The sequence below is a fragment of the Halovivax limisalsi genome (genome assembly GCF_023093535.1).
Classification (GTDB): Archaea; Halobacteriota; Halobacteria; order Halobacteriales; family Natrialbaceae; genus Halovivax; species Halovivax limisalsi.
Genome location: NZ_CP095757.1, coordinates 248418 through 264948, shown reverse-complemented (window position 1 = coordinate 264948; position 16531 = coordinate 248418). Strand labels below are relative to the sequence as shown.

Genomic DNA, 16531 nt, shown 5'->3' with positions numbered 1-16531 from the left:
TCCGCCGGCGTCACCGTCCTGTGCGCGCGAGGGCGTCTCACTTCAGTACGGAACGCCGAGGGTCAGCGCGACGGCAGCGGCGCCGAACAGCACGACGCCCCAGGCGCGGGCCAGGTCGTCGCTCCGCGGCGCGATTCGCTCGACGACCACGACGAGCGTCACGCCCGCCATGGCGACCACGTTCATCGAGCCCATCGCGACCAGCGCGGCGAACAGGGGCCAGGTGCAGCCGACGCAGTTCGCGGCGTACCGGAGACCGTCGCGAAACATGCAGGTGACAGACGGGCGGTGCGGAACCGGTCGTCCGCAAGCGCACAGGGCCAGGAGGTCCCGCTTCAACCCGGTAAACTGGTAGGCGCCCGCGAACGCGAGCAGGCCGCCGAGGAGGAGTCGACCGGCGTCCATCCCGAAGACGGACCCGGTCAACAGATCGCGAAGCCCCAGGAGCGTCGCGACCGACAGCGGCACGGTCCCGACGAGCGTCCAGACGAGGCCGTAGGCCAGCAGGAAGGCGGCGACGGACCGGCCGAGGATCCGGGGCGTGGGACAGACCGCCTCGCGAATTCGGCGAGCGACGGAGACCAGCGACGGCAGCATCATCGCCAGCATCATCGTCCCCCACATGAGGAGGTACGCGAGCGCGCCATCGAGCCCGTTCGACGTCGCCATCGCTTCGGGCACGCCGGGCGCGGCCATGGGCGCGCCGACCCGCGCCGGCGGCGGGCCGAGATCGGGGAGCCAGCCCGCGAGCAGGACGAGCCACAGGAGGGCGGCGAGCGAGAGGACGAGCGTGTCGGGAATCGGGGGTGCGAGGGCGTCGAAGCGGTCCCCCAGGCGGCGCACGAGGCGGTGATCGGTGACGGCGACTCGATCGAGCGAGGAACGGAGTTTGTCGGGAATCATCGGAGTGAAACGGAACGCATGGTCGGACGTCGGGATGAATCGGACCGCGGAATGGACGGTCGAACGGCGGTGTCCGTCGGCTCATCGACGCGGACGGGGTCTCAACCGCCATCTGACGGGTGCTCCCGTTCGAGAATCGCGCCGCTTTCGCCGACGACGACGTCGACCGGCGTCGTGGCCAGGCCCGCCTCGACCGTCTCGCCGGATCGAGCGAGGGCGAGTCCGGCCAGCGACGCTTCGGTCGAGACGTCCGGCTCGTCCCAGCGAACGCCCTCGTCGCGTTCGTAGAGCCGGCCGCCGGTCGCGGCCGCGATTCGCTCGGCCCCTCGCGTGCGGATCGCCCGGAGCGACCCGTCGCCGACGTACAGTGGCGTCCAGTTCTCGCACTCGGGGTCGTACCGGTAGGCGATCCCGTCGCCGCCGGCGACGAAGACGGTCGACCCGGTCGCCCAGACGTCGTGGAAGTTCACCTGCGCGTTCTCGACGCCGATGCGTTCCCAGCGGTCGGCCGCGTCGGCGCTCGCGGACGGTCCGCCCTCGCTGGGCGTGGGTCCGTCCTCGATCGCCGAGCCGTTGTCACCACCTGGTGCGGTCGACGAGTCACCGTCATCGGTGGCGCCCTCGCGGCTCGCGGGTCGCTCTCGCTCCCCGCTCGCGGTTCCGAGGCCTCGCTGCCGCTCGGCCGAAGCCTCCAGTCGGTCGGCCTCGCGGCTCGCGGTTCCGAGGCCTCGCTGCCGCTCGGCCTCGCGATATACCCCGCCGCTGGTGTCGACGGCGTAGAAATCTCCCGAGCCGACGGTGAGCGCGTTGATCGTCGAACCGCCACCGGGCTTGACGACCTCGCCCCAGGTCGGACAGCCGTCCTCGACGGTGCAGTCGAGGACCTCGCCGGAGCCGTTCGCGATCCGGACGCGCTCCTCGCCGGTCTTGCCGGCCACGGCGATCGCCTCCCACGTGCTGGTCTTTTCCATCGGGGCGGAGTAATCGCTCTTGCGGCCGTCGGCCACGTCGAAGTAGCCGAGTGCGCCGCTGTCGCCGGCGAACCACACCCGACAGCCGTCGGCCGTCGCGGCGACGTCGCGGAGGGTGTTCTTCGCCACGCCGGGGCCACGTTCGAAGACGATTCGCCAGCCGTCGGTCCCGCGACGGAGCACCATCCCACCTTCACCCACGGCGTACGCGCCGTCCTGGCCGTGGACGACGCCGTGGAGCGCCCGCGAGGTCGGTCCGTCGACGGTGCGCCACGCGCCAGTCCCCTCGCTCGCACCGCGACCATTCTCACCGGTCGCACCGCGCTGACCGGCGGAGGCGTCTGCCGCTTCGGCGTCGGCGGCAGTGCCTCCGTCGGTCCTGGGCCCGTCGCCGTTCCGTTCGACGCGCCGGAGCCACGCGAGCGCGTCCGTGACCGACTCGTCGAGTCGATCGATCACGCGACCACCTCGTGGGCGGCGGCGATACGACTGCAGCCGACGCCGTAGGCGGCCTCGCGCCAGCGCAGTCCGCAGCGCTCGCGGCGCTCTCGCACGTCGTCGATCGCGCTCGTGACCGCGTACTCGAACTCGGTGGCGACGCGGGCGTCGCTCGACCGGTCGCGACCGACGCTGCGGTGCCACTCGAGGGACGCGGCGATCATCCGCCCGGTCGAGGCGAGCGCGGCGGGAACGACGGGGACGTCGCGTTCCCCGAGGACCTGCGCTCCGCCGGGCGTCACCGCGCCGACGCTCGCTTCGACGACCAGGTCGGCGCGGATGGCCTCCGCGTTCGCCTCGGTGACCGTCGCCGCGGGCGAGGCGACCACCAGCGCGTCGGCGTCGCGTTCGAGGACGTTCTCCGTCCCGGTCACCTCACCGCCCTCGTAGGACGGGGCGGTCTTCGGTCGCTGGAGGTGGCTCGCGGCGACGCTCGGGTCGAGCCCGCCGTCGTCGGTCGCGAGGCCGACGCGCTCGCCGCTCATCGCGACGACGGTGCCGTCCCAGAAGTCGAGCAACCGCGCCGTCGTGTCGCCGACGACGGTGGCGCCCGAGACGGCGATCGTGGCCTCCGTCAGCGGCCGGCCGAGGTCCGTCTCCAGGACGTCCCGGGTCGCGTGGGCTGCGCCGTAGCCGCCCGCGGGCTCGACGGATCGGACCCCGCCGAGCGCCGGCGGTTTGCCGACGACGGCGCCCCGTTCAGGGGCACCGGCGCTGCCCGAAACGGCGTCAGCGATCCGGGCGACGGTTCGCTCGTCGGCGCCGGCGCCCGGCAGGAGGACGTCGTCGCTCGTCCCCACGCCGCAAACGCGGGTCGCGTAGGATCGCGTCAGCCGCGCGCGTTCCTCGCGAGAGAGCTCGGACGGGTCGATCGCGACGCCGCCCGCGGCGCCGCCGAAGGGGACGTCGGCGATCGCGGCGCTGATCGAGGCGGCGACGGCGAGCCCGGCGAACTCGTCGCCGTCGAGGCCCGCCTGATACCGGTGCGGTCCGAGGCACGGGCCGCGCACCCGGTCGTGGCGGACGCGATAGCCCTCGCGGACCGCGACGGTGCCGTCGTCGCGCCCGAAGGGCACCGACACGCGCTGGCGTCGGTCGACGTGGTGCAGGTGATGGCCGATCTCGTCCGGGACGTCGAGCCGACGCGTGGCGTTCGACACGTACGTCCGCGGCGCGCAGAGATCGGGCGCTGTGCTGTCGGGTCCGTCGGTGGATGGATCTCGAGTGGTCGTCATCGTGGAATCATCGTGCCGTCGGCGGTCGGCGACGTCGACCGCCGACGGCTGACCGGTCAGTGTTCGATGCGGAGACAGCGTCGCTGCCACTCGTGGTGGGAGTCGAGGCGCTCGGTGGCACCGTCGGTGGGCCGGTAGGCGTTGGTTCGGCCGTCGATCGGGCGCTTCTCGACGTAGCCGTCCTCGACGAGTTCGCCGAGATTCTTGTAAAAGCGCGCCTGGTTGATCTCTTCTTCGTAGTAGCCGTTCAGTTCGTCCTTGATGACGAGCCCGTGCGGATCGCGATCGGCCAGCTTTCGGATGACGAACAGCTGGTCTCGTTTGAAGCCCGTCAGCTCGGAGAGCGGACGGGGCTCCGTCGGGCCGTCGCCGAGCGATTCGTCGTCATCGTCTGCGTCGGGGTGCATGCGGTTTGCCATCGGTGCGTCATCGGCGGGACGTCCGCCGATACCACGCGCGGGGATCGAACCCGAGGCCGGCCGGAACCGGGCGTGGCGATTCAGGGGCCGAATTCCTTCCGGTGTTCCCGATAGAGGACGGCGATGAACGCCCCCAGCGGGAGGAGCCCGACGATCACGAGCAGGAGACCCGCGGTGATCGTATTGGGGAGCTGCAATTTCACGACGAAGTACGACAGGAGGGCGATCGCGGCCGCGATCAGCGACGCGATACACGAGCCGACGAGCCCGAAGCTCAGCTTTCGGAACCGCCACTTCAGGTTGTCCGACCGGCGCAACTGCTTGACCAGCACGACGGTCGAGGGAATCGTTATCGCGATCAGTTGGACGAGCATCAGCGCGACGTCGGTGTGTTCCGTTGATGGCATGGGTGAGTGGTGGTGTAATTCGGTCGTTACGGATCGTAGTGTCTACCGACAATTCGACTAGCCGGCGACCGGGGATGGGTTCGTCGTCGGCCGCGATCGTGGTCGACGCGGCGTCGGGACCGGGTCGCGGCGCGTATCGGATCGTGGGCGAGGCCCTACCCGCTGCCGTCGGTGCGATCGCCCTCGGCGCGACGGCGCGCATTCTCGGTATCGCGACGCCACTCGCGGGCGTGTGCCGGCGCGTCAGCGAGGCTCCACGGGTCCGCCGGCGCGGGGTCGGCCCGCCGGAGCGATCGGGCGAGCGTCGCCAGGAAGGCGAGCTGGGCGGCGGCGATAACGTACGCACCGGCCGTGGCGAGCTGCTGGAGTGGGACGTACGCGCCGCGGTAGGTCGCGACGCGGCGGGGCTGGGCGGCGATGCCGGCGAGCAGCAGGGCGCCGAACGCGACGGCGACGCCGACGACCGTGAGCCGGACGTGCAGGCGGGCAAGGCCGCGGTGGTACCGGTAGCCGGTCGCCAGCGGATACCAGTAGTACACGCCGGAGAGGAGCCCCAACCCGACGAAGCCGGGGAGCAGCAGGTGAAAGTGCGCGACGACGAAGTAGGTGCCGTTGAACCGGACGGCGATCGGCGGGACGGCGAGGGCAACGCCGGTCACGCCGCCGGCGACGAAACAGCCGACGGCGGCGACGGCGGCGAGCATCGGCGCGGTGAGGCGGACCGACCCGCCCCAGAGCGTCGCCAGCCAGGTGAAGAGCTTGGCCGAACTCGGCAGCGCCACCGCCAGCGTCACCGCCATGAAGGCGAGGCGGGCCGACGGGCCGATCCCCGCGACGAACAGGTGGTGGCCCCAGACGCCGAAGGAGACGACGCCGATCGCGAGCGTCGAGTAGACCGCCGAGCGACGACCGACCAGCCGGCGGCCGGAAAAGCGCGGGAGGACGTGGCTGACGATCCCCATCGGCGGCAACACGAGCACGTAGACGAGCGGGTGGGCGAAGAACCAGAACAGGTGCAGCCAGTCCGTCGGGCCCCCGCCGGCGGCGAACACGGCCGTCCCGAGCGTCCGATCGGCGAGCAGCAACGCCGCGGCGAGCGCGAGAACCGGAAACGCGACCACCGCCATCGCGGCGCTCGTCAGCACCGTCCAGGCGAACGCGTCGACCTGGGTCCACGGCACGGACCGGCCGCGAACGATCGTGGCGACGAGGTTCACCCCGGTCAGCGTGGTCCCGACGGCGACGAGCAGGAGGCCCACGAGCAACGTGTCGACGGCGGGGTTCGCGGACGCCGCGCTCAGCGGCGCGTACAGCGTCCAGCCCGTCGCCACCGGCTCGAAGCGCCCGAACTCGAGGATGGAGCCCACCGTACCGGCGCGGATCGACGCCGCCGCGGGCAGCAAGAGTGCGAAGCCGAGGACGCCGAGTCGGGGACGGGCCTGCCCGTCCGCGCCGACCAGCGGCGGGATCGCGGCGTAGGCGATCCCCCAGATCGCCGGCAGGGCGAACAGGAAGAGCATCGTCACCCCGTGGGTCGTGAAGAAGGCGTTGTAGGTGCGCGCGCTCCAGCGAGCCAGCCACGGCGTGACCAGCGCGGTCCGGAGCAACAGCGCGTCGAGTCCGCCCCAGAGGCCGAACGCGAGCGCGTAGCCGAGATACCACCGCGCCAGCCGCCGGTGACCGACCGCGAACGTCCCGCCGCGGAGCCGACGGATCGCCCGGCCGAGCGTGCGAAGGGGGGTCGACCGCCGGCTCATCGTCCCGCCCCGAAGTCGAACGCCCGACTCAGTTCGCGGACGCCGAGCACCCCGGTCGTCGTCGCGGCGGTGAACGCGAGCAGCGGATCGATCGCGTACAGGACGCCGGCGACCAGCGGCGCGGGCACGAGGGCGAGGCGGAGCGCCGAGCGGAGGTCGGGCGGGGGCGGCGATTCGAGGACCGGGACGGCCCGCCCGTCGATACCGACGGCCGGCCGCAACGGCTCGATCGCGGTCCGGAACCCGAAGAGGCCGAACGCGGCCGCGACGAGCGCGGGGCGGGCCGCGATCGCGACGAACGCCGTCGGCACCAGCGAGAGGATCACGAGCCCGCCCGCCAGCGCGGCCCGTCGACCGAGCCGCGCAGCGAGCGACTCCGACGCGAGCGCCCCCAGAATCGCGCCCGCCGCCTCGGCGAGCACGAAGAGCGCGAAGGCGCCGGCTGGCTCGAGCGAGAGCGGGCCGACCGAGAGGCCGATCCCCCGATCGACGACGAGGAGTACCAGGAACGGGGCGATCCCGGCGACCGCGAACCGGACGAGCGCGTCGCCGACGATCGCCGGTCGGTCGGCGCCCGAACGGCCCGACCACGCGGTCCGAACGCGCTCGATCGACGAGTCGCCCCGCCGTTGCGATCCGACACTGCTGGATGCGATGGACCGGTTGCTCGCTCCGTCTCGAACGTCCTCGTCGGCGTTCGGCCGCCGACCCGCTTCCCGTCCGTCGCGCTCGCCCTCGCTCGTCCCGAGCGCCACCGCGGCGACGAGCGCGACCGCGGCCCCGGCCGTCGCGAGGAGGGTGATCCCGGCGACGAGCTCCTCGGCGCTCGCGACGGCGGCCGTCGCGACGATCGCGGCGACGGCGACCGAGACGCCGCCGACCACGACGCCGGTCCCCCGGATCGACCGCGACTCGCTCGACGTGGATCGCCGATCGCGGCCGGACGGAATCGACGGCACGAGCGTCTCGAACGGCCAGAGCGAGCGCGTCGGCCCGCTCGCGTGCCACGGCTGGAGCGCCGCGACGGCGACGGCGAGCCATCCCAGCGCGGAGAGCGGGGTGCCGAGCAGCGCGTCCAACGTCGTGGCCCCGGCGACGACGCACAGACCGGCGGCGGCCAGCAGCGACGTGCGCAGTGGGGCCGCCGGCCCGATCGACGCGGCGGGGTGAGCCGCCTCGCTCGCACTCGCGTCGGCCCCGCTCGATTCCGCGCCGCTGGGCACGTCCCGACCCGACGCAGTCCCGCGTTCGGCGACGACGGCGCTGGCGCCGAACCCGACCGTCGCCAGGCCGCCGACGACGATCGGTCCGTACCCGAGTTCGACCACGTACGCGGGCAGGTACCGTTCGGTCAGGCGAACGAGGCCGTGCGTCGCCGCGAGCGCGACGAGACAGACGACGCCCACGGGGTCGGTCCGGTCGAGGACGGCGGCGAGCGGGTGTTGGATCATGGGTGAGCGGAGAACGGATCGGTGACGCGAGGGCGGATCAGTGCGACCGTCCCCGGTCGGCGGAACGGACGACGGAGCGGCGAGGCCGGGCGGATCGTTTGGATCGACGGCTGCGGCCGGGCGGACCGTCTGGATCGACGGCTCACGCCCGGTTCGTCGGTCCGATCACCGCCGCTCCTCGATCGCGGACGCGAGTCGCCCGAGAGCGAGCGACGCCCGGATGTAGAGTCCGGCGACGACCGGGGCGAGTCGGTCGCCGAGCCGGACCCGTTCGGCCGGATCGAGGGTGACGAGGTACTGGACGACGAGGACGGGGAGCGCGAGGACGTTGAGGAGCGTGACGATCGATCCCGGAACCGTCCCGCCGACGTCGGTCACGGGCGGGACGAGGCCCAGCCCGCCGAAGAGCACCTCGACGGCGAGCCCGGCGGTCGCGGCCGCGAGGAAGAACGCGACGGCGACTACGCCGGCCATCCGGGGGCCGTAGTAGCGGTGGTAGGTGCGGACGAGCGGCGGGATCAGGAGGTCCGCGAAGACGAACGCGAGGACGCCGCCGAACGAGACGCCGTTCTGCCAGAGGACGACGGCGAAGGGGACGTTCCCCACCGAGCAGAGGAACGTCGCCGCGCCGACGAGGGCGCCGAGGACGACGTTCGAGAGGAGTCGAACGGCGCTCCCCTCGGCGCCGACGCCGAAGACGGCGGTCCACCAGGCCGCGGGAACCAGCGCGGCCAGCAGGCCCGCGACGGCGAACCCGAAGACGATGTCGCGCCAGAGCATGTCCCACTCGGCCATCGCCTTGGCCGTCGCCGACCGCCAGCGGTCGCCCGAGAGGAGTTCGGGTCCGGCGGTCACCGCGTCCCGGTCGGTCTCGGGTTCGTAGGCGCCGCGACAGCCGTCGCCGCAGAAGTACCGCACGTCTCCGTCGACCCGTTCGACGACCGTTCCCTCGTCGTCGGGCGCGACTCCCATTCCGCACGCCGCACACTCGGGTGCGTCGAGCGCGCGGGCGTGGCTCCGCGCCCGTTCGATCCACGCGTCGGGCACGAACCGTCGGTAGACGATGCCGAGGACGACGACGGCGACGAGGCCGCCGAGCAGCTCGGCGACGGCGAACTGCCAGCCGAGCAGCAACAGCACGACGAGGAAGAGTTCCACCACGAGGTCCGTACTCGCGAACTGGAACGCCCCCAGGCTCGCGGCGGCCGACGCCCCCTTCGTAAAGAGCGTCCGGGTCGTCGCGACGGCGGAGAACGAACAGCTCGACGAGGAGGCGCCGAAGAGCGCCCCGTAGCCGATCGAGCGCCAGTCGTCGTCGCCGAGGTAGTCGGTGAGGGCGGCCGCGGAGACGAACTCCCTGACGGCGCCGGTGACCGTGAAGCCGAACACGAGCGCCCACCACGTCTCCCACGCCATCTCGAAGGCGATCAGGAATCCCTCGACGATCCCCGCCAGGAGCGAGCCGAGCAGGGCGAGGAGTCTGATCGCGAGTGCGAGGCCGAGCGCTAGCGAGGCCTCGGAACCGCGAGCGGGGAGGAACGACCCGCGAGCCGCGAGGCCGACCGACTGGAGGCTTCGGCCGAGCGCTAGCGAGGCCTCGGAACCGCGAGCGGGGAGGAACGACCCGCGAGCCGCGAGGCCACCGTCCCCGCCGTGCGAGGGGACGACTTTCGGGCCCACTATCGCAGCGTCCGGGGACCGCACCGCGAGTTCGAGCCCCGTCCGCGTAGAGGCGGCGATCGATCCGGCCGCGCCGGCGACCGCGCTACTGGATTCTACGAGCGGGTTGATCACGGAGAGCATGGGAGTCGTGGGGATCGGGCGGCGAGAGCCTCGCGGCTGGTCGGTACGGCCAGGAGGTCATCCGCGCCGAGGGCGCGTCATCCGGGCCTGCCACCGGCTACAACCAGTGGTTGCGCACCTAAAAGTGGTGGCGAATCCTAGAGAACGTGGAACGACGGGCGGATCGATCACCCCGATTGCAGCCGAACCGATCGCCGCGAGCGATGCATTTTGCCCCCGAGCGATCCGATCGCTGGCCGCGACCTGGCCGATTCGATCGCCGCGGGGTCATCGGGTCGCCAATCCGACGGTCCGGTGGCGGTTGAAGAGGTAGACGACGCAGACGGTCACCGTCGCGAGGAGGAACGCGACGAGCGCGATGGCGATCGCGACGCCGACGCCGGCGAGCAGGCCGGAGAGCAGCCCGAGCCCCGCCGGGACGGCGATCGCCGAACCCACGTATACGTCGCGGTCGGGCGTCCACGCCTCGGTTTCACGCGTGACGAACTCGATATCCCGCCAGAGCGCGGGAATCGCGACGACGCCGGCGGCGGTGACGAGGATCAGGATGGTCAGGCTCGCGAGACTCGACGCGAGGATCGACCCGCCGCCGGCGAGCCGGGCGATCGCGACGATCCCGAGCAGGTTCAACGCCGGGTAGGCGATCAGGACGTACCAGTACCACCGGTCGGCGGCGGACGCATCGGTCGGAGCGAGATCACCGGGTGCCATGGTGCAGCCGCCGTTCGAACCCGGCACGGATAAGGGCCCCAAATTTGTTACATTTTTTGACGAAACATCTGTACAATTCCGATAGCAACCTCGAAAGCCACGATTCCTTATTTCAGATCCGTCCAGTATGTCGGTTCCTTATGGGCGATGGGCCGCTACGCTGGGTCCCGGTCGACCGCGTCGTCGGTTCGACCGCACTACCCATGATCGGTGAACACGCGTTCTGTCCGCACAGCGGTGCGTCTCTCTCGCGAGAGGCCCACTACGACGCACGGGGTCGCCCCGAGCGGGCGCCACAGCCCGCCGATCGCGCGACCAGTGCGGCCCTCGATGCCCCGCTCACGACCGGCGCCGTCCGGTCGTCGAAACGAGCGCTGACGGCGTACTTTCGTCGCTGTCACGGTCGTCACGGCGAGCCCGACGAGGCGCTCTACAGACGCGGCGCGCTCGCTCTCGGTCGGCTCAAAGAGGCCGCGTCCGGACGGGACGCGCGCGACGAGATCGTCTGGTATGCCCTCGGCGAGCGCCTCGCACGCTCGGACTTCGACGTCGAGTGGATGGCCGCCCACGCCGAGCCCCGGTGTCCGGGGTGTAACGGCCGCCTCGCGTACGTCGAGGGGCCGAACGGGCCGATCGGTCGCTGCGGCGGGTCGTGTCGCCCCGCCGACGGCGATCGACTCGAAACGGTTCGCACCCTCGTCAGGTCGCTGTTCGAGCGAACATTCCCCGACGTCGCGCCACCAGATACCGATGACCTCGCGCTACTGTGATCCCCCTCGGTCGGGATCGTACGGACGACCGGCGGTCCACGACCCGGCTGCTGACGGTACTGACGGACGCGTCGACGGCCCGCGACGTCCGGACGGTCCTCGACCGACACGACCTCGAGTACGGCCTCGCCGACTGCAGCGACGGCGAGGGGTGGACGATCACGGCGCCGGTGCCGGAACACGCCGTCGAACCGCTGGAGGACGAACTGGCTCGCCTCCCGGGCGACCTCACCCTCGTGGTCGAGGCGCCGATGGCGGTCGTCGACCCGAGTCCGTCGTGGCCGACGCGGCAGGAGTGGCTCTCGTTCGAGCGGGTCTCGCGAAGCGAACTGCGCTCGAAGGCGCGCTCGCAGTTGCTACCGTCGGTCATCTTCGCGGCTATGACCGCGATCAGCGGGATCGTCGCCACGGCCGGCGTGTTGCTGAACTCGGTCGCGGTGCTGGTCGGCTCGATGGTGATCGCGCCGCTTCTCGGCCCGGCGATGGCCTCGAGCGTCGCGACCGTCCTCGACGAGCGACGGCTGTTCGGCCGCGGCGTCGAGTTGCAACTCCTCGGCATCGGCGTCGCGACCGCGAGCGCGCTCTCCTTCGCGACGCTCGCGCGGACCTCGACGGTCGTCTCCGCGGCCGTGAACCTGGAGGCGAGCCTCGGCCTCGGCAGTCACGGCCTGCCGCCCTCGCTGCTCGTGACCGTGGCGCTCTGCTCGGGGATCGCCGGCGGCCTCGGCATGGCGACGACCGGCATCGCCGACCTCATCGGCGTGATGATCGCCGCCGCGATCATGCCCCCGATCGGCGTCGTCGGCGTGAGCGTCGCCTGGGGCGAACCGACGATCGCGCTCGGGTCGTTCGTCGTCGTCGCGGTGAACCTCGTCGCGATCAACGTCGGCGCGATCGTCGCCCTGTGGATCGTCGGCTACCACCCGTCCGAGCGCACTCGGACCCGCACGGTGCGCGGCGCGATCCTCAGACGGGTGGGCGTGCTGTTCGCCCTCCTGCTGGTCACGCTGCGGCTGCTCGGCACGGTTTCGGGCCGACTGTGAGGCGACGGGCCGGACGGAGGGAACTGTGACCGACGAGCCCGCCGGCCCCCGGTCGGACCGTTCTTCGGCCGACACCGGCGACGCCGACCGACCGCTCGCAGGGGACGCCGATCCGCGAGTCGGGCCCGACGGCGAACGGACGACCGACCGTCGGACCGGCGACGCCTCAGAAACCACCGAGGACCGCCATCTCGACGGCGACCGATCCGATACCCCCGACGGACGCGGCCGGGACGCGACCGAACGCGATCCCGAGGGCGACGAACCCGATACCACCGACAGTGGGGTCGGCTGGTCAGCCCTCCGGTACGCGCTCGAACTGACGGTCGCCCTCGTCGGGATCGGCCTGCGAATCCTCTGGACCGGGATCCGGATCGCCGCCCGGCTGCTGTCCGACTCGACGAAACGACGGCGCTGGCGGCGCTGGCTCCTGTTAGAGGCCGATCGGATGGTCGTCGTCGGCGGCTTCGTCGCCGGCATCTTCGTCCTCGCGATGGCGCTCGGGCTGAGCGACGTCATCGGCGTTCGCGAGAGCCGATTCGTGACGACCATGTTCTCGACGATGATCGCCGGCCTGTTCTCGTTCATCCCGATCGTCGTCGCGGTGAACCAGCTCATCATCTCGCGGCTGTTCGGCACGCCGGATCGACTCACCGAGCGCATCGACGGCGTCCAGGAGTTCCGTCGCCGGGTCGAGTCCCAGACGGACGGCGACGGCGTCAGCCCGACCGATCCCGCGCCGTTTCTCGCCAGACTCGCCGGCTCGCTCGGCACGCGGGCGGGGGCGCTGGTGACCGCCTGTTCGAGCGGCGAGCGGGTCGACGAGGACGCGGACGAGGGCGACGCGAACGCCGTCCTGGGCGGCGGGTCCCCGCGCCGGTCGGACGCCTCGACCGACGGACGCGAGTCGATCTGCGGCTTCGGCGCGCGAACGCGCGAGCACGCCGAGTCCCTGTCGGCCCGCCTCACGGGCGAGGTCTCGTCGGTGTTCGACGTCGTCTTGCCGACGCTCGACCACGACTACGCCGGCGCCGCGAACGAGGCCCGTCGCCTCGCCGACCGGTTCGACGCGAACCTCGACGACCGGTCGGCCGCCCTGCTCGCAGACCTCCGGGAGCTGTTCGTCGCGGCCGACGCGACGCGCCAGTACTTCACGACGATCTACCTCCAGCGCGAGCTCGCCCGGCTCTCGCGCCTGATCACCTACAGCGGCACCGCCGCGATCTTGCTCTCGTCGCTCGTCATCATGATCTACGCGAGCGGCTACCCGCCCGTCGCCTTCGAGGGGTGGCTACTCGGCCTCGTGAGCCTGGCGCTGGCGGTCGCGTTCAGCCCGCTGGCCGTCCTCTTCGCCTACGTCGTCCGCGTCTCGACCATCCTCAGACGGACCTCCGCCCCCGGCGCGTTCACGCCGACCAGCGAGTACCACCGCACGAACGCCACCGACGCCGTCGACGATCTCCGGCCGGAGACGACCCTCGACGCCACCGACCCGGCGATCGCCGACGGGGACGACGCGGGGGCGACCGACGGATGACCGACCGACCCACGACCTCGCGCCGACGGCTGCTCGCGGCGGTCGGAACCGCAGGCGCCTCGACGGCGATCGCCGGCTGTCACGACGACGAGCCCCGGTGGGTCGCCGCCGACGTCCCCACCGACGCCGCGCTGTACGACGTCGTGACCGCCGCGGACGGCGCGTACGCGGTCGGCGAGGACGGAACCGTCATCGCGCGAGACGACGGCGACTGGACCGTTCGACTCGAGAGCGGGATCGGCGGAGCCGGCGACGGCCTCCGGAGCGCGGCGGTGACGAGCACCGGGCGGTCGATCTGGGTCGCCGGGGACGGCGGCGCGCTCGGCTACTACGACGCCGTCGCCGACCACGCCGTCGATCTCTCCGCCCCGAATGAGAAGACGAGTTCCTGGAGCGCGGTCGCGGCCGCTGGCGTCGACGGCGCCGAACGGCTCCTCGTCGTCAACACGTCCGGCGAACTGCTCGCCGGGCGGCGCGACGGTGCGACAGTCGCGTGGGCCGACGTCGTCGAACCCGGGAGCGGCTCGACGCTCGCGGACATCGACCTCTCGGCGCCGGCCGGCGCCTACGCGATCGACACCGACGGCGGCGTCTTCGCATCGACCGACGGCGGTCGCACCTGGGACCGGATCGGGATCGCCGACGCCGAAGTCGACTTCGCGGCCGTCGCGGCCGTCGACGACGGGCACGTCTCCGTCGCCGGCGGCAACGGGACCGTCTTCAGCTACGACGGCGAGGAGTGGACGCGCTCGCGGCTCGGCGAGCAACCGGTCGGCGCGCTCGTCCGTGACCGGTACGACGCCCTGGCGGTCGCGGTCGACGGCACGGTCTACGAGCGACGGTACGGCGAGTGGACCGACCCCGACCGGTTGCCCTCTGGAAACGAACTGCACGCCGTCACGCTCGGCACGGCCCGCTCCCCGCCCGTCGTCGTCGGCGAGTCGGGGACCGCGTTCGAGCGCCGGTACTGACCCGTGGGCCGATCCGCCGATTCGGACGGCGGCGCCGCCCGCATCGTCCGGGCGGCGATCCTCTCGGTCGCGCGACTGGGCTGGCGGCTGCTCAGCCGGCAGCTCCGGGCCAGTAACGGTCGGTCGATCTGGTGGCTGGTCGCCTCGATAGTCGGGCTGTCGATCTGTGCGGCACCCGTCGTCGCCCAATCGGCGAATCGTGATCGCATCGACGGCCTCGCCGTCGAGTTGCTGGTCGTCGCGCTGCCGCTCACGGCGGGCCTGTTTGCCCTGCTCGTCTACGGGACCGCTCGAGAGGGAACCCCGGCGAACCGGAGCGACGAACGACCGGTCCTCGAGGTGGCGTGGGTGGTCGCGTCGGCGCTGGTTCTCGTCTTCGCCGGCGTCGCGGCCTACCCCGTCCTCGCCACGCCCTACTTCACACCCGCGCCGGCCGGGGCGGTCGGCGGCGACGCAGCGATCGGTGGCGACGGTGGACTGGCGCCCGACGATACCGCCGCCGCGGCCGACGTCGAGATCCTCGCCGCCCAGTGGGAGTGGCGCTTCAGGTATCCGACGGCGAACGTGACGACGCGCGGCGAACTCGTCCTGCCCGCCGACGAGGAGGTCCGCCTCCTCGCGACGAGTCGCGACGTGCTCCACGCGTTTTCGGTACCCGCGCTCGGCCTCAAGCGGACGGTCTACCCCGGTCGCGAGACCGCGTTGCGGACGAACGTCACCGAACCCGGCGCGTACCGCGCTCGCTGCACGGAGTTCTGCGGGACCGGCCACGCCACCATGCGGGCGACCGTGACGGTCGTCGATCAGGATACCTTCCAGACGTGGCTCGCGACTCACGCGGGGCGGTCGAACGTGACCGAACCGCCGGAACCGACCGGGTGAGGTACGCCAGGTAGGATCGATCCGTTCTACTACTCCGTTCGGACCGACGAATGGAGCGTCTGGTGTTGGTGGCGGATTCTGACGGCGGTCACGGCGCCGATTAGGCGGCGACGAACTGACTGCACTGGTCCTCCAGAGGCGGATCGCCGGACGCTCACGTACGTCGAACCTGTCCACCACGGGTCCCTCGTGACAGATCCGCCGTTCATTCGAATATCGCGAACACCACTCCGACGAAGCTGGTGAGCAGCCCACCGACGAATAGTATAGCGTATCCTCCCATAGTGGCTGCAATAATCGATAGCTGAAAGCCAAACAAGATTAGCGCTAGTGCTTTCCCGATGATCGTGAGCGATTGCATCGCCGAATCACTTTCACCCATAATTACTGTCAAAACTCAGGATTGAAATAACTGTCTCTCCGTTCCGGAGATTCTCGAGACGAAAAGTGTCGGGCTGACCGTCGATTACTACCTGCGTGGAACGAACCCGGACTGTTTTAGTTATACTGATCAATGTGGCTCTATGACACTGGTCGTTCCGTTCGATGGGTCTGCACTCGCCGAAGCAGCCCTCGTTCGCGCCACCGAGTTCGGGAACGTCTTCGAGGAAGACGTGTTGGCCGTCAGCGTGATCCCGAAGGGGAACGCGGACTACGCCCGGGATCGCGGCTGGATCGAAGGGGATGATGCGTTCGAGCTGGAAGCCGTCGTGTCGACGTTACACCAGCAGGTGACCAGGTTGTGTCCGAGTGCGAACTTCCGGCACATCGTCGTCGATCGGTACGCGTCGTCCGGCTCGATAGCGAACCGACTGCGGCAGCTGGCGCGGACGGAGGACGCTTCGATGGTCTTCATCGGCAGTGAAAACGCCGGTCACCTCGTCACCGCATTGAGCAGTGTCGGTGGAACCGTTGCGGCGGATTCGTCCTACGACGTCGTCATCGTTCGAGATCGAACGCCTGCCAAGATCGCCGCGCTCAGGGACGAATCTCCGTACGAGTCACCGAAATCTGATTTCTATCTTCCCGGTTGAATTCCAACTCCGTTGGCGAACGGGTGCGGCGGTCGTCCCCGTTTCGCGGGGCGTTGGAGACCAGCCGGTCCGCGTCCTCGAGCTGTCGTCGAATCCTGATACTCGCTCGTCTCAGCCAGACCCCCGATCGACGGGCACG

At 71.1% G+C, this 16531-nt stretch carries 16 protein-coding genes; 6 read left to right on the top strand and 10 right to left on the bottom strand.

Going from position 1 to position 16531, the window contains the following annotated elements; translation table 11 throughout:
- Positions 1-42 precede the first annotated feature (42 nt).
- From MXA07_RS01155 to MXA07_RS01115, 9 genes are all read right to left on the bottom strand, one after another.
- A complete protein-coding gene (locus MXA07_RS01155; protein WP_247730219.1) occupies positions 43-903 on the bottom strand; it encodes a DUF2182 domain-containing protein in 861 nt (286 codons plus the stop codon).
- Positions 904-1004: 101 nt separating this feature from the next.
- Positions 1005-2333 carry a beta propeller repeat protein gene (locus MXA07_RS01150; RefSeq protein ID WP_247730218.1) on the bottom strand — a complete coding sequence of 443 codons (1329 nt, stop codon included), beginning with the start codon at positions 2331-2333 and terminating at the stop codon, positions 1005-1007.
- Positions 2330-3607, bottom strand: a complete 1278-nt coding sequence (locus MXA07_RS01145) for a Glu/Leu/Phe/Val family dehydrogenase (RefSeq protein ID WP_247730217.1) — start codon at positions 3605-3607, stop codon at positions 2330-2332. Before MXA07_RS01145 ends, MXA07_RS01150 begins: the two co-directional genes overlap by 4 nt.
- Positions 3608-3663: 56 nt before the next feature.
- A complete protein-coding gene (locus MXA07_RS01140) occupies positions 3664-4026 on the bottom strand; it encodes a helix-turn-helix transcriptional regulator (protein WP_247730216.1) in 363 nt (120 codons plus the stop codon).
- Between the two features lie 80 nt (positions 4027-4106).
- Positions 4107-4433 carry a hypothetical protein gene (locus MXA07_RS01135; protein WP_247730215.1) on the bottom strand — a complete coding sequence of 109 codons (327 nt, stop codon included), beginning with the start codon at positions 4431-4433 and terminating at the stop codon, positions 4107-4109.
- 155 nt (positions 4434-4588) lie between these two features.
- Positions 4589-6190, bottom strand: a complete 1602-nt coding sequence (locus tag MXA07_RS01130; RefSeq protein WP_247730214.1) for a cytochrome c oxidase subunit I — start codon at positions 6188-6190, stop codon at positions 4589-4591.
- Positions 6187-7641 (bottom strand): transporter, encoded by a 1455-nt coding sequence (locus MXA07_RS01125; RefSeq protein ID WP_247730213.1) that lies wholly within the window; start codon positions 7639-7641, stop codon positions 6187-6189. The genes MXA07_RS01130 and MXA07_RS01125 overlap by 4 nt, the downstream gene beginning before the upstream one ends.
- 165 nt (positions 7642-7806) lie before the next feature.
- Positions 7807-9444: a permease gene (locus MXA07_RS01120; RefSeq protein ID WP_247730212.1), complete on the bottom strand. Its 1638-nt coding sequence runs from the start codon at positions 9442-9444 to the stop codon at positions 7807-7809.
- Between the two features lie 267 nt (positions 9445-9711).
- Positions 9712-10155, bottom strand: a complete 444-nt coding sequence (locus tag MXA07_RS01115) for a hypothetical protein (protein ID WP_247730211.1) — start codon at positions 10153-10155, stop codon at positions 9712-9714.
- A 203-nt stretch (positions 10156-10358) separates the two neighbouring features.
- Between MXA07_RS01115 and MXA07_RS01110 the strand changes: the two genes are divergently transcribed.
- The 5 genes from MXA07_RS01110 to MXA07_RS01090 are packed head-to-tail and all read left to right on the top strand — an operon-like array spanning position 10359 to position 15358.
- Entirely contained in the window at positions 10359-10925 is a 567-nt protein-coding gene (locus tag MXA07_RS01110; protein WP_247730210.1) for a hypothetical protein, read from the top strand.
- Complete coding sequence (locus MXA07_RS01105; protein ID WP_247730209.1) at positions 10922-11968, top strand: TIGR00341 family protein; 1047 nt, start codon at positions 10922-10924, stop codon at positions 11966-11968. The genes MXA07_RS01110 and MXA07_RS01105 overlap by 4 nt, the downstream gene beginning before the upstream one ends.
- Before the next feature lie 25 nt (positions 11969-11993).
- Positions 11994-13505: a DUF7972 family membrane protein gene (locus tag MXA07_RS01100; RefSeq protein ID WP_247730208.1), complete on the top strand. Its 1512-nt coding sequence runs from the start codon at positions 11994-11996 to the stop codon at positions 13503-13505.
- Entirely contained in the window at positions 13502-14476 is a 975-nt protein-coding gene (locus tag MXA07_RS01095; protein ID WP_247730207.1) for a WD40/YVTN/BNR-like repeat-containing protein, read from the top strand. The genes MXA07_RS01100 and MXA07_RS01095 overlap by 4 nt, the downstream gene beginning before the upstream one ends.
- Positions 14477-14479: 3 nt before the next feature.
- On the top strand, positions 14480-15358 hold the full coding sequence (locus MXA07_RS01090) for a cytochrome c oxidase subunit II (protein WP_247730206.1): 879 nt from the start codon (positions 14480-14482) through the stop codon (positions 15356-15358).
- Positions 15359-15563: 205 nt separating this feature from the next.
- Here MXA07_RS01090 and MXA07_RS01085 read toward each other — a convergent pair whose 3' ends face one another.
- A complete protein-coding gene (locus MXA07_RS01085; protein ID WP_247730205.1) occupies positions 15564-15740 on the bottom strand; it encodes a hypothetical protein in 177 nt (58 codons plus the stop codon).
- A gap of 142 nt (positions 15741-15882) precedes the next feature.
- Between MXA07_RS01085 and MXA07_RS01080 the strand changes: the two genes are divergently transcribed.
- Positions 15883-16392, top strand: coding sequence for a universal stress protein (locus MXA07_RS01080; RefSeq protein ID WP_247730204.1), 510 nt, complete (start codon positions 15883-15885; stop codon positions 16390-16392).
- Positions 16393-16531: the final 139 nt, after the last annotated feature.

Coding starts and splice junctions, on each gene's coding strand:
- MXA07_RS01115 (WP_247730211.1), bottom strand. CDS start 10,155: ATGGCACCCGGTGATCTCGCTCCGACCGATGCGTCCGCCGCCGACCGG.
- MXA07_RS01145 (WP_247730217.1), bottom strand. CDS start 3,607: ATGACGACCACTCGAGATCCATCCACCGACGGACCCGACAGCACAGCG.
- MXA07_RS01155 (WP_247730219.1), bottom strand. CDS start 903: ATGATTCCCGACAAACTCCGTTCCTCGCTCGATCGAGTCGCCGTCACC.
- MXA07_RS01135 (WP_247730215.1), bottom strand. CDS start 4,433: ATGCCATCAACGGAACACACCGACGTCGCGCTGATGCTCGTCCAACTG.
- MXA07_RS01120 (WP_247730212.1), bottom strand. CDS start 9,444: ATGCTCTCCGTGATCAACCCGCTCGTAGAATCCAGTAGCGCGGTCGCC.
- MXA07_RS01130 (WP_247730214.1), bottom strand. CDS start 6,190: ATGAGCCGGCGGTCGACCCCCCTTCGCACGCTCGGCCGGGCGATCCGT.
- MXA07_RS01095 (WP_247730207.1), top strand. CDS start 13,502: ATGACCGACCGACCCACGACCTCGCGCCGACGGCTGCTCGCGGCGGTC.
- MXA07_RS01140 (WP_247730216.1), bottom strand. CDS start 4,026: ATGGCAAACCGCATGCACCCCGACGCAGACGATGACGACGAATCGCTC.
- MXA07_RS01125 (WP_247730213.1), bottom strand. CDS start 7,641: ATGATCCAACACCCGCTCGCCGCCGTCCTCGACCGGACCGACCCCGTG.
- MXA07_RS01110 (WP_247730210.1), top strand. CDS start 10,359: ATGATCGGTGAACACGCGTTCTGTCCGCACAGCGGTGCGTCTCTCTCG.
- MXA07_RS01080 (WP_247730204.1), top strand. CDS start 15,883: ATGACACTGGTCGTTCCGTTCGATGGGTCTGCACTCGCCGAAGCAGCC.
- MXA07_RS01085 (WP_247730205.1), bottom strand. CDS start 15,740: ATGGGTGAAAGTGATTCGGCGATGCAATCGCTCACGATCATCGGGAAA.